We start from the raw sequence: 13,698 nt of genomic DNA, 5'->3' as shown, positions 1-13,698 counted from the left end.
ATACGGCGCTTGCGATCACGGTAGACCAGCTTGCCACGACAGGACGGGCACGGAGGGATGGCATCATTGCTCTCAACATAAAAAACCGTTTACCTCATTGTGTCTGAGCTCGAAGTTTGATACACTGAACATGGTTTTGATACCAGAGGTTCGGGGGACACGACGTACAAAGAGGGTACCCCGGACCTTCTTTCTTTTTAATCTCATGACAGTATATAAATCAATCTCGTGACACGCAAGCAGATCAGCCCGAAGTCAATCTAGGCAGTCAACAACATCCAGATTTCCGGAAGTGCGATTTCATCGCACAAGAATATTCACGGAACAACCTCCTGCTTGCACTCGAGCCTTTCAGATCTGGCCGGAAGCTCACAGGCCTGCTGTCTCAATCGAGCGAGTGCCCGGTAAAATGTACTGGTCGGGATGCTGTTATCTCTACAGTATTCAAAGTCGCTTAAGCCGGATGCTCTGGCAGCGAGTATGATCTGATGCCACTCTTCATCAGAGCGGCGAGGTGCACGTTTATTCATCATGGGACTTCCTCTCTTCTTAAGTAGAGTAAAATAGTCCCATAGTGGAAGCGGCAGTGTAGTGAAATGATCCACCACTGTGAATGCCAGTGGGAAGACTGAGACTAAAATACTCTCGTTTTCCATGATTATGGCATTTTCAAAAGTATCAAACTAGCCGCACTGACACTGAGCGCTTACGATCAATCTCGTGACACGCAAGCAGATCAGCCCGAAGTCAATCTAGGCAGTCAACAACAATAGACACGAAGGCAACTATCGAAGACAAGGATGGAAACCCAAAGATCTCACGGTAGTAAGTTAGCGCGCTCAGCTAACACTGAGCGCTTACCTTCTACGTATGGATACTGACTGTAGGTCATGACACCCACGAAAATCTGGGCATCCATGATTTCGCCGGTATCTGGGTCGATGATGTGCGCCGGATCGCCTGCCCAGTCGACCTCGACCTGCTCCGCAGGCTTGCGGTTTATATGCATAGTGGCGCGACGTTTCTGCTCATCCTGCTGGATGTAGTAGCAGAACTGGGAGTACATAAGTGGCTCTTCTTTGGAGAGACGGCATTCTTCAAGATACTCTGTCCAAAGGAGTTTCTTATTCACTCCGTTCCGAAGAAGCTCTTTGCGGATGTGCTCGTAATCGGGCATCCGCTTTGAGGTGGCTGGCTTTGCTTTCACTTCAGGAAAAAGCAACTTGCCTAAGACTGGATCGCTGAGTTTAGGATCCAGAGGCCAGACAAGATTTTGCTCTCTGGCCGCCTTCAGCACCTTGTTGACAGTTGTCTTGGATGCATTGCAGCTAAGGGCAATGTTAGTTTGGCTGAGATTCAATCCGGCAAGCCGGATGATCTCACGATACTTGGTCATAATGGTGACCTCCTTCGTAATGAATTTACGCTGCAAAGCGTATGAATTCATTATAAAGGAAACGGTACCATCTGACCGGAACCTCGGTATCCGATTCTCGGAATCGTGGTATCATCTAAAACGGAACAGCGGTACTGTGGCACCGGAACGGCGGTTCAGAATCGCCCGGAATACTCACTGAAAGTTCGAAACGGGTAGCTGGCAGAGGCATAAGTAAGGGTTTCTCATCTTCGAGGAACAGCTGCTGTCGGCTACCGTTTTTCTTTTGGAAAGGTGCATCATTTTATTTTTTTAGTTTCTTACGAATTGCAGCATTCAGCTCCGCTAGCGAGAAAAACTGCTCGTTACGCAGTGCTGCTGTGATCCAGGTGGAGACATGCCCAACGTTTCCTTCAGCATTCGGCTTATCCTTCGGCGTGCGAACACGTGCAGGAATGATGGCAGTGTTGTAATGCTGTGCCAGTTCCTCATAGGATTTGATCAGGACCGGCTCGTACTTATCGCTTTGCTTCCGATTGGTTGCGGTCGGAGCGTTGTCTGGAACCAGTATAGGAGTGACGCCACCGAAAAAGTCGTACATGTGAACGTGAGCTGTGATCCAGGCCTTTTGCTGTTCGTTGATAAACGCCTCTACAAATGCGTATTGGCTATAGGTCATGACACCCACAAATATCCAGGCACTGGTGATTTCTCCAGTATACGGATCGATAATTTCGGCCGGATCTCCAGCCCAATCAACCTCTATCTGCTGTCCAGGTTTCCTTGGGATGTGCATCGTTGCACGGCGTTTTTGCTCGTTCTGCTGAATGTAATAGCAGAACTGAGAATACATCAAAGCGTCGTCTCCATTTCGTTGACACTCCTCGAGGTATTCTGTCCAGAGGAGCTTTTTGTTGACACCATTCCGTAACAGTTCCTTTCGGACGTAGTCATAGTCCGGCATGCGTTTTGTGCTTTTCGACGCAGTGCTTTTCGGAAACATCTGCTGTTCCAGTACTTCGTCTGTGAAGGTTTCATCCAGCGGCCAGACAATGGACAACTCCTTTGCGCGCCGTTGCACCTTCATGATAGTGTGCTGCGAAACATGGAGACTTTTCTCAATGTTTCGTAAGGATAACCCCAAGGCTGACAACCTTAGGATTTCACGATACTTGGTCATAAATGACCTCCTTATAATAAATTTACATCGAATCCGATGTATGAATTCATTATAAGAAAGGTCGTTCGGTGCGGCTATACTCCCGGAATGGCGCTGTCATCTTACCCGGAATGGTGCTGCTCTAGCTCCGGTTTGCTGCTGCAAAATGGCCCATAATATTCAGTTGCGGAATCCGGAAACCATTATGTCCACCATATCCACTACTGTGTAGCGTAAAATAAAAGTACCCTCTTGGGGGTTTCTTATTGACAAAACACATGTCTGTCTGTCTGTCAAGATTGTCTCCTGCGCCTTATCCAATGTCACCCCCTTCTTTCCTACGGTGCCTAGCCACCGATATCCTCCACCATCAGCATGTTTATTACCTTATTTCTGTGATTCCTCTGCCTCCAGACATATATAACGTATCTCCTACAATTGTATCACCTAATGGACTGACCATCATTTTTGCAAATTCAGCAACTTCTTCAGGCATAGTAAACCTTTGAATAGGATTGAGTGGAGTATAAATATCTGATCCGTCGTAATTCTTCTGCATGCTTGTTGCTGTAGGGCCCGGTCCAATCCCATTTACAACGATACCGTGCTCCAATAGCCGCTGCGCCATACCTTTAGTAATCCCCTCTATTCCTAATTTGGAAAGACGATATGGAGACCATGATGGTTCTAGAGCTGACTGTGAAGAAATAATTAAAATATGACCATGAATAGAATTGTCAACCATGTACTGAGCAACATTCTGGCATATAAAATATGTTCCTTTAAGGTTTACCCCCATGATGGAATCATATTCGTCCTCAGTGACATTCAAAAAATCTAATCCGTCTCGGTCGGCATGAATCCCCGTGGCGCTAATAAAAATATCTATTTTCCCAAAAATGATAGCTGCATCCTGAACCTTATCATGAAATGTCTTTGTGTCCTTATAATTGAGCACTAATGTTCCGACATTTTTTGATCTCAACTCTGATTGAATTTTGTTCAGTTTATTTTCATTTGTGCCGGAAATAATGATCTTGCAGCCATCATTCAACAAACTTTTTGCAATTGCGAGTCCTATGCCACCAGACCCTCCGCCAATCCAGGCAACTTTACCATCAAATGCATGACCAGAGATCGGTTTTTCAATAATAGGAATCATGCGCGGTTTTTTTATCTCAGTAATAGCCTTTTTTATTCTTGTTTTTATACCAATTCCCATAATTTATCACTCCATTGTATCCTTGACGAGGGCTTCTCTTTGCTTTTGAAGTTCTCTTTTTGCGTATGCAACAGGCATCAGCCCTTGAATTAATATTCTCATTTTCCCTTTAAAGCTAAAATAGCTGGAATCAATTAATACTCTCGGCAATCTCTTTCGTATGTTTTTTAAACAATCATCATAGAGTTCTTTATTTTCTTGCTGTGAATTTGTTGCTATTATAAGGAATAATATATAATTGTAGTTTTTCCAAATATGCCATTGAACAGCATGCATGAACTTAGGGGTGCGAATGACTGATACCTTCCCAATATTCTTTATATTAGCAAGCGCATTTGTACCCATAATTACACGGTAATGTGTAAGTCCACTTCCAGCATTGTTTAACCGATAATTATAGATTTTCTTATGGCCTACTCCAACATGATTTGAATATTGTGCTGCCATACAAGAAAAGTACAAGCCCTCGCCAGACCATGGTACTGAAAATGTAAGATTATGTTCTTTCAGCATACTGACCTTATACATCTTGTTCCAAGGTCCAATAGCAAATCGAGGATAAATAATTGCCGTAGCTGTATCCTCATTTGTCCAGGTTTCAAAACTATCATTCTTTACCTGTTCTCTATCTCTGGTAGTGAAAATATGATCTGTGATAGCCATATCTGAATCTGTCTTTTTGATTAGATTCATCAAGTATTCTACATAGTCTGGCTCAAGCCAATCATCTCCGTCTATTATAGAGGCATACTCTCCGGTCATACGGGCAAGTCCATAGTTTCTTGCTTCGCAAGTACCACCATTCTTCTTGTGAATAACTACAATGCGGTCATCTTTTGCAGCATACTCATCACAAATTGCTGGGCATCCATCTGGTGAACCATCATCCACTAGAATGATCTCAAGATTTTTATAAGTTTGATTGATGATAGATTCTATATTTTTTCTAAGAAATTTTTCTGAATTGTAGATAGCTACAATAATCGAAACTTTATCCATAAATACTACTTCCTTACTGAAACATCTTTAATTGCATCTTTCAGATATTTTTTAGACTTCTGAATGAAAGGGCCCATTCTGAGGTTTACTTTCTGGTAATCAATATCCTCAGTTTCTTGAATTCTCTTATGGTTAAATTCCTGTATTCTGTCATTCAAGCCGCTGATTTCCAGTAAATTATATATTCTCGAATTCTGCGAATGTGCATCTGTTTTTGCTGTTCGTTCAAACACATAAAACTGTTTCTGCAAAATAATAGAAAAAGCACTCGCATGAAATGAGTCAGTTAATACATATCTAGCATTTGCTATCAGGTTCAAAAATTCATAAGGCCCCGCATCATAACAGTGCTCTCCCTTTTCAAGATAAGAAACGCTCTTCATCGGAATAATGACAAGCTTCATATTATACTTAGATGCGAATTCATGAATTGCCTTCCAGTGATTCTCATTATCGCCCAGCATATAGCAAAAGATATAATCCGGCTTCAAATCCTGTACGTTTTCTATGACCTCCAACCACTTATTTCGATCTAGTAAAAACACAGGATCCAAGACTGTCTGACAGGAAAGACTTGTAATGCGTTCAATTTCTTTTCTTGCACTCTCTTCTCTCACAGACAGCTTATTGAAGTGCTTTAACGTACTGTAATAAGTTCCTTGTAAATACGGTGGAATTTCTTTTACACCAATACTGGGAGCATAAGAAATCTTTGGTACTGTAATGTCCGGGAAATTAGCAAAATAGAAATCATTATACCAGTACGGGCTCCAAATCTGATCACTTCCGCAGATTAGTAAGTCAAACATATTGCATGTTTTTGAAAATGTATCTTCAATCGGCATCACATTATATTTGGCATAAATAGCATCATGGAATTTTTTTGACTTAGCGGCAAAATATTTTCCAAACCTCTTACTAACAATTTTATTGGAGATATGACTCTTAACCCGCTCAGAAAAGTTCACTCTTATTTGACGGCTATCTATCTGATAAAATGGAATCTCTATCAATGCAGGCTCAGTTTTTATAGATTTCAAATATTCCTGCAATGCTGCTGCCTGCAAAATAGTGCCATAATTCTCATAGTGAAACCATGTGATAACTCCAATTTTCATAGTCATCCTCTTTTCAACACTTTCCTAGCCAGCAACTGAATATCAGAAAAATACGAAACTAATATTGCTAAAAATCCAGCAATTAAAAAGCCATATAAAAGCACATCAGTTGTAGCAATCAGAAGTACTACAGACTGTGCAGCCAAGATAAGATATGAAAAGATATCTCTGACCAAATTAATCTTGAGTTTAATATATTTCTTTGAATGATACAAACGGAAAGCCCATACTTCAACATAGCAAATCGCAGTGGCTATGGCAGCTCCCAACGGCCCCATGATTGGAGTAAAGATCAAATTCAGGATAATGTTAGTGACAGCACCCACAATAGTAGAATGAGCAAAAATTTTGGAATCCTTAACAGCTGTAAAGAATCCCCCGATGTATCCAGAAAGTGCTCCAAACACAATAGCGATTGTAAGCCATGGTACATATCTCCAAGCAGCAAAGAAGTCCTTAGCGTAAAGAAAATGTGCTAAAATTTTGTCTCCTACAATAATTGCTGAACACATAACTGTCATCAAGCAATTGTATGCCCTATACGTATTAGCAAAGAATCCTCCTTTGTCCTCTGGATCAAAGTCTTTGACGGCAGAAAGAGTCCATGCCTGGCTAAAAATCGTCTGGAATATATTCAAAATTGATGGTATTTTTGAAGCAACAGAATATATGCCATTGGCAGCCACCCCACAGAAAAATACAACTACATATCTATCGGACGCATTATTCACCCACCAAGCAATGCTGTTGGCAATTAGAGGTCGGGAATAAGTCAGCATTTCTGTCGATTCTTTTTTATATGAACGAAGCAGATGTGTATCCCTGAACATATGTGCTCTAATCGCAAGAAACAGGCTTTGAATCATAGGACCGATTATATTTGCAAGGAAGTATCCGACCAATCCCCATTTAAAGCCAACCAAAAACAGGATATTGCAGCCAATAGTAACAGCAGATGCTATAACACTAGCTACAGAAAGATCCGCAATCCGGTCAATTCCGCGGATGTAATATGGAATCATTCCACCCAGTGCCTGTGAAATGAACATCAGTAAAAAAAAGATCCAATATGTCTTAGCTAAACTGCTGAAGCCAAAAATGCCATTAATGCCTAAACCAGCAGCCGTTATTGCAGTTCCAATAAGAATATAACGGAATCCTACCGTCACAATTGCTCTACGGTCGTATTTTTTATCCATTGCGAAGCGCATAACGCCATCCTGCACATTGAGCGTCAGAATTGGGATCAGCACCCCGACCGTTGTATTAAAGAGATCATAGGTACCATAATCAGCTGTTGTAAGAATACTGGTATATAAAGGTACCAGAAAGAAGCTCAGTAACTTCGTTGCAAAGTTACTCAATGTCAACAGGCCTATGTTTTTAGCTAAATATTTGTATTTTCCTTGTCTTTCCATCTGTCTTTATTAATCATCTCGTCCTTGCCAGGACTTCAAATTTCTGAAATTGCTTCTTCCAAAGCGCCACCTCTATATCTGTGTTCACTTCACTATGCTGATTCTTGAAATACTTTTCCCTTAGGCCGCATTCTAGCACAAAGATTGCCTCTCTTATCTCTTTCGGCTGTTTTCTGGTCCTAGACCAGTTCATTTTGCACTGACGAAGGAAATATTCGTATGCTCTCTGATCGTACTTCACCCCAAACTGTGGGAACTCTCTAAGGCATAATTCCGTGATGTAATAGCTCTCCACGCTCCGTTTTGATCCTCCACTTTTTACTGTGATGCCATCCGGGTTCAGTCGGTAGCCATAAACCACATCTGGAATGATCTTCGAACTGTATCCGGCTCCGTACAGCATAAAAGAAATTGGAGTATCCTCGAACCAATATCCTTCCGGGAACTGAAAATGCTCCATGACTTCAGCCTTAAAAAGCTTTCCCCAAGGATAACCCGAGAGTTGATGAACTTCCTGTGGCGTACCCCCCCCCTCAGATTGTTCGAATGTATACCATCCACCTTGGATAATATCTTTACCGTCTGCTTTATCTAGTAGTGCCTCGATTGCACCTCCTGCTATAACATCATCGGAATCTAGAAAAGTGATATATCTACCCTTCAATACCTTAAGCGCAGCGTTTCTTGCGCCAGATAATCCTCGGTTTTCTTGATTAATCACTTCCATACGCTCAGGATACTTAATCTGATATGATCTAAGAATCTCTGGTGTCTTATCTGTAGATCCATCATTCACCACGGTTACCAGATAAGAATAATGGGTCTTCTGATTGAGTATTGACTCCAGACACTCAGCCACATACTTATCCACATTGTAGGCCGGAACAATGATCTGCAGATCGTATTGTTGATTCAATACGTTATTGGCCATACAGCTTGTGGATGGATCCGGTGCAAATGCAGTCAGAATCTGTGATGCCTGTACAGTTGTCAAGTGCGAACGAGATACATGAAATGGTGCTGTTGAGCGGTATACTGCTTTAATGGTTTGCTTTAAAGACATTTTTTATACCCTCTTTTACTAATAGTCCTCATTACACCAGATAAACCTTGTGTCTTGAACTTATTTACAACTCTAAACGGTAGAGACAGCATTCTTCGAATTTTATATTCTAACGAGTTCTTACCCTTACTACATCGCTCAATCTTGATAATAAGTTCTTCAAGACCACTGTGCCATGTCGCACTATAATGGTGGATCGACCGTGTATTTTCCGTAATTGTCATTTTTCCAGTTGTGTAATTCATCGGGCAAAAGTATTCCGGGGGATAGATGTAGACGCCATCAATGCATTCTATAGATCCGTTACCCTTGAAGCCATGTTTTCTGAGAACATTTGTCACTTTTGTAACCACTGTTTCTTGGTATAATGTACCAACTGATGTTAAAAAGTGCTGAGTACTGTAGTAGTCAAGTATCTCCTTGTAAAGGCCAAGCCCTGGCGCGGCTGCAAGGCCAAGCCCTGGATTGCATTCGCTTTTTCTACTATTTGGTAAGCCTGCTTCCTCTCCCATGAAGGGTCCCTTTTCCACAAGATCTTCCATTGGCTTGATTATTTCTACATCTGTGTCAAAATAAAGGCCACCATAGTTATAGAGAATCCAGAATCGAGCGTAATCACTGACAAAAGCCCATTTCTTAGCTTGATAAGCCTCTTTTATATAATCGCAGCAGGTAAGGCTAAAGTTGGATTCATTCCACTCTTTGATTTCATAGTTAGGAAGATATTTCTTCCAAGATGCAATGCATTTCTTTGCATCATCCGGTAATGGATTACCACCAAACCAGCAATAATGAATAATTTTAGGAATCATATACTTAGCTCCTTTTTATCGTAATTATTATTCTAGAAAATTTGGTTATAGCATTCACGACCTCATCCAGATTCTCACCATTCCTAACTGCAAATCATGCCGTGTCATATCCTCTTAAAGCTTTGACTACCTTTGAGCAAAGTTAAAATTATAAAAAAGAGTACAATTTATGTATGGAATTATAGGCTATACTGACCCGAAATCGGCTGCGTCGATCTTTCCGAATGGGTATGTGTCTGAATTCACAAATTTCCGTAGATTGCTGATAGAAAGATGGGTTGTTACTTCACGCTATCGATAAAAGCTTTCATGTCAGAAAATTGTTTCTTGTTCATCTTATGTACTGCCTTAGAATGAATATAACTTTCTTGACCACCTAAGTGCATCATACTTTTCCAGCAATCCGGAAGACTATCTTCTCCATCTGTAAATAGCCAAAAGAACTCATGAAGTGCTCTCTCATCTGGGTCTTTCCCATATCGATCTCGATAAAGCTGTACCAGTTCTGAAGCTTCTTTCACTTGCGCTCTTTTTCTTTTTTCATAATATTCTTCCAAACTCATGATAATTCTGCAAGGATTCCCTGCTGCCACACAGTTATCTGGAATATCTTTATTTACTAAAGAGTTAGCACCAATGATTACATTATTGCCAATATTAACACCTTTTAAGATAGTACTGTCCATCCCAATGAATACATTATTTCCAATGCGTACCCCCCCCCGATGATCCGAGTATTTCGCCATATACGCCCTTTAATACAGACCAATCGAACCCATGTGTCAAGATCGTCACGCCCTTGGTAATCTTCACGTTTTTGCCTATATCAATAAGCCACGGCCTAGTCTCATCTATAGTTGTTTTAAGGGGTGCATATATGGTTGTCTCCTCACCGATTTTCATTCCAATACGTCGCAAATAGGTAATATATGTATCAGAGTCGGCCATATTGCGATATATTATCTTCTTAAACATTTTCTTGACGGTGTTCTTTATACTCATAGTAACCTTTCTTGTTAAGCGGGCATTATTTATAAATCAATAATTAGCCTTTTATATAATTCACTCGCTTTAAATATAAATTCGGCAAATGTTTAATGTCTTTATTAAATATGTAAGGTACTGCAAGACCAAAATAAATTAAATAGGCAGAGCTCTGTGTAATCGACTGGTTATAAAAGAATGAAAATACATAGGCAATTGTTAAAATTAATTCATATACTCCCCAATGCTTTAGTTCTTTTACCTTAATATACTTTAAACTTGAGCTTAAACAATGAAGTGCAACTGCAAGATAAATTCCTAAACCCGTGATGCCTGTTTCCAAGTAAACATATGCAGTTGAAAACCAATAATACGGAAAATATGCATTTCTCAAATAAAATTCAGATTGAAACAATTTAACGCCGTCTGAATATGAAGCGTTTCCAAAGCCGTAGCCAAATAAATACTTGCCTACATTATCATTGAAATAGAGACGATTGATCTGTGCAAAAGGATTTATTCTACTGATTCCGTAAATCCCCCCATCACTATTACTGCCACCGCCGATATATTTAAGTAATCGTTCTATATTTTGGAAATACACAAACCTTTCCGGATACATTGAGGCAAATACTTTTTGGGCTACTAAAATCCCTACTATGCCGGCAGCTATTAGTATGCATTTTTTAAAACTTAACCGCATAGAAATCACTGTAATTATCAGTGATATAGCAATTAAAATGATTAGTCCAATGATATCTGCCTGTGCAGCGATAACGAGAAAGGTTATGATGCAAAAGAATAACCACAAAAATTGCTTATTGTAAATATAGAGTGTTATAAGGTAATTGATTAATACCACCCCAAATATATTGGTAAATCCATTTCCACCCTGACGTATTCCAAATATTCCACCAAGATAATCTGATTGCAATCCTAAAGCTGAATGTTCATATGCACTAAACCCAACGTTCAAAATCTGGCAAGCCAACATAATTACAAATATTTTTTTAACATCTGTAACATTCAGTTCAATAACACAGACAATGAAAAACAAAAAATAAGCGTAGGTCTTATAAAAGGTCCAGACGATAAGTATTGGATCGGCATTCAAGTTAATAATCCAACCGATAATATGACTGCCAACAATAAACGCAAACAATAATTTCCAAAAATTATTCTGACGAATATAGTCAATAACCTTAGATAGATCCAATAATATCAAAATCGTCAGCAATATTATATGGAGATTAGGGATCGCTAATGGTAAACCAAGGAAATCTCGCATCCACTGAATATTGAGAGTAAATAAAATTATGATATATATTAATGTCTTTGCATTTATACGAATTTTTCCCATTATTCTATCTTCTAACTATTTGTACAAGAATCAAAAGTAAGATTGCAAGTCGATATTTTGTTAAATAACAAAACATTCTTTTTGATGGCTCCATTCGATCTATTGGAAACAACTCAATTATAGCTCGTGTTTTAGGATGTACTAATATTTGGCGGATATGCTTATACTGGATAATTGGATTATAGTTTGAAATACTATATTTCTCCTGACTTAGAGTCATCCAAAGATAAATTAGCCAAGTTTTCTCCCACCTTATCTTTGCATTATCACCTATAGCCAATTTAGCAATGTATTTTTTAATAGTATCATCCAGTGCACAAATAGCCTCAAAGCGATCTTTTCTATATTTAAGTGTTAGTGATGCCGTATTTTCCTGATAATTATATCCGATATACGGGATTAATTTAATCTTCTTAATCCTTGCGGAAATCTCCAAATTAAAGATAAGGTCTTCAGAAATATATTCCCGTTCAGAATAGAACCGTGTATCAGCTATAATATCTCGACTGATTAATGAACATGTAACTCCCATTTCTACACTATCATGCTTATCCGGTAGTGAGCCGAGCATTCTAGGAATGTAGGATTTCATTATATCTTTGTCAGTAAACGTTTCTTCTCTATCGTACATTCTAGTTGAGAATACCTGCCCTGACTGAGATATTCTTCGATAACCGCTTTTGACAATATCTATTCCATCATTCGCTGCGGCCTTTAATATTTGAAAGAAGTCCTGATCTAAATAGTCGTCTGAGTCCAAGAAGGAAATATATTGGCAGGTAGCAATATCCAATCCAGAATTCCTTGCAAATCCAAGACCGCCGTTTTTCTTATGTATTACTTTTATGAATGGATATTTATGCGCATAGTTATTACAAATATCTGATGATCCGTCTGTAGATCCATCATCAACAAGAATAATTTCATCTGGCACTTCTGTTTGATTCAGTACACTGCAAATGCACTTATCCAAATATTTTTTTGCATTATATACAGGTATTATCAAGCTTACCGTGTTATTCACAGACACATACTTCCTTTCATATCTATTCATATAGAATTTTCAGAAGTCACTGATACAGTTTCATAAATGCTGCAACAGTGCTTCCAATATCAAAACCTGCTTTTTTCATTTGATCTAATGTAGACTCCCTACGAACATTTTTATACTCCAATATTTTATCTGCCCAGATTTTATAACAATCAGATGAATCAATCGGTAGAAAAGACGTATTTGAAGTGATAGCAACTTCCGATGTAATCTTATCCGAAAATACTATAGGAAGAGCAGAGGCTTGTGCTTCTACTCCTACAATTGGTAATCCTTCAAAATGAGATGGCAATACAAAAACATCAATAGCTTGTAATAATCTCTCTACGTGATTACTCGATCCGTAGAATAATACTCTATTTTTAAGCTTTAACTGCTCAGTTAATTGTTCTATTTCATTTCTAAGGCTACCCTCTCCAACAAGCAGCAGTTTGGCACTAGGCACCTGTTTTACTAGCTGTGCAAACATATTTATCATAAAACTATGATTTTTTTGGTATGCAAAGCGTCCCACATTTCCTATTACAAAGTTGTCCTGTAAATTTAATTCCGAACGAATCTTCTCCCTTACTGAAGGATTAAAATCATATTTATCTAGATTAATACCATTGAAAATCTCAATAATATTTTGTTTTTTTATATTTGGGTACATCCATTCAGCCGCAAGATCTGAACAAGATACAAAAACTGTCCCCACATGCTTAAGTAGAGGTCTGCAAATATAATGCATAACCTTCTTCAATCCTCTATTATTCCCATCCACTCCTGACGCATGTGAGTGAAGGATTATTCGTTTCACACCCGCTGATTTGGCTGCCAGTCCAGATACAAGAAGCTTATTAGCTGTATCCGCATGAATGTGTACACAGTTAAATTCATGCTCCTTGATAAGCCTTCGCAAATTAATAAACGTGTGAATTTGTTTCAGTGCTTTATTTGATGTCTCCCCAACATAATAAATATTGGTCGCAAATGATTTAAGCTCTGAAATATTTTCTTCATGCTCAAATTTCTCTATTGCAGCAATATCAATTTCAAGAGATTCCGGTTTGTTCTCAATAACATTTTTTACCAGTGAAAACACACCACCATAACCAACATCATCAACGTTGATTTCCAGTACTTTGCTAATCATAC

At 39.1% G+C, this 13,698-nt stretch carries 12 protein-coding genes and 1 pseudogene; all 13 read right to left on the bottom strand.

The features are described 5' to 3' along the window. Window positions 1–317: 317 nt before the first annotated feature. A complete protein-coding gene (gene tnpA, locus ACTQ52_RS10065) occupies window positions 318–533 on the bottom strand; it encodes an IS66 family insertion sequence element accessory protein TnpA (protein ID WP_441982534.1) in 216 nt (71 codons plus the stop codon). Window positions 534–862: 329 nt separating this feature from the next. Further along, window positions 863–1,396 (bottom strand): annotated as a pseudogene (locus tag ACTQ52_RS10060) (IS21 family transposase); the annotation flags it as partial. Window positions 1,397–1,679: 283 nt separating this feature from the next. Further along, entirely contained in the window at window positions 1,680–2,555 is an 876-nt protein-coding gene (gene istA, locus ACTQ52_RS10055; RefSeq protein ID WP_441982533.1) for an IS21 family transposase, read from the bottom strand. A 361-nt stretch (window positions 2,556–2,916) separates the two neighbouring features. Further along, a complete protein-coding gene (locus tag ACTQ52_RS10050; RefSeq protein WP_441982532.1) occupies window positions 2,917–3,756 on the bottom strand; it encodes an SDR family NAD(P)-dependent oxidoreductase in 840 nt (279 codons plus the stop codon). Window positions 3,757–3,762: 6 nt separating this feature from the next. Continuing rightward, a complete protein-coding gene (locus ACTQ52_RS10045; RefSeq protein WP_441982531.1) occupies window positions 3,763–4,755 on the bottom strand; it encodes a glycosyltransferase family 2 protein in 993 nt (330 codons plus the stop codon). 5 nt (window positions 4,756–4,760) lie between these two features. Next, window positions 4,761–5,873, bottom strand: a complete 1,113-nt coding sequence (locus ACTQ52_RS10040) for a polysaccharide pyruvyl transferase family protein (protein WP_441982530.1) — start codon at window positions 5,871–5,873, stop codon at window positions 4,761–4,763. Between the two features lie 2 nt (window positions 5,874–5,875). Further along, entirely contained in the window at window positions 5,876–7,291 is a 1,416-nt protein-coding gene (locus ACTQ52_RS10035) for an oligosaccharide flippase family protein (protein ID WP_441982529.1), read from the bottom strand. Window positions 7,292–7,304: 13 nt separating this feature from the next. Then, window positions 7,305–8,354 carry a glycosyltransferase family 2 protein gene (locus ACTQ52_RS10030; protein WP_441982528.1) on the bottom strand — a complete coding sequence of 350 codons (1,050 nt, stop codon included), beginning with the start codon at window positions 8,352–8,354 and terminating at the stop codon, window positions 7,305–7,307. Further along, window positions 8,345–9,166 (bottom strand): glycosyltransferase family 32 protein, encoded by an 822-nt coding sequence (locus ACTQ52_RS10025; RefSeq protein WP_441982527.1) that lies wholly within the window; start codon window positions 9,164–9,166, stop codon window positions 8,345–8,347. Before ACTQ52_RS10025 ends, ACTQ52_RS10030 begins: the two co-directional genes overlap by 10 nt. Before the next feature lie 281 nt (window positions 9,167–9,447). After that, window positions 9,448–9,912 carry an acyltransferase gene (locus ACTQ52_RS10020; protein WP_441982526.1) on the bottom strand — a complete coding sequence of 155 codons (465 nt, stop codon included), beginning with the start codon at window positions 9,910–9,912 and terminating at the stop codon, window positions 9,448–9,450. Between the two features lie 299 nt (window positions 9,913–10,211). After that, complete coding sequence (locus tag ACTQ52_RS10015; protein ID WP_441982525.1) at window positions 10,212–11,510, bottom strand: hypothetical protein; 1,299 nt, start codon at window positions 11,508–11,510, stop codon at window positions 10,212–10,214. A 4-nt stretch (window positions 11,511–11,514) separates the two neighbouring features. Then, entirely contained in the window at window positions 11,515–12,534 is a 1,020-nt protein-coding gene (locus ACTQ52_RS10010; RefSeq protein ID WP_441982524.1) for a glycosyltransferase family 2 protein, read from the bottom strand. A 46-nt stretch (window positions 12,535–12,580) separates the two neighbouring features. Continuing rightward, a complete protein-coding gene (locus ACTQ52_RS10005) occupies window positions 12,581–13,696 on the bottom strand; it encodes a glycosyltransferase (RefSeq protein ID WP_441982523.1) in 1,116 nt (371 codons plus the stop codon). Window positions 13,697–13,698 lie beyond the last annotated feature (2 nt).

Origin of the sequence: Oribacterium sp. Sow4_G1_1 (genome assembly GCF_052116105.1) — a bacterium.
Lineage (GTDB): Bacteria > Bacillota > Clostridia > Lachnospirales > Lachnospiraceae > Oribacterium.
Note: the sequence above shows the minus strand (reverse complement) of the source record. Positions and strands in the feature narration are given on the sequence as shown.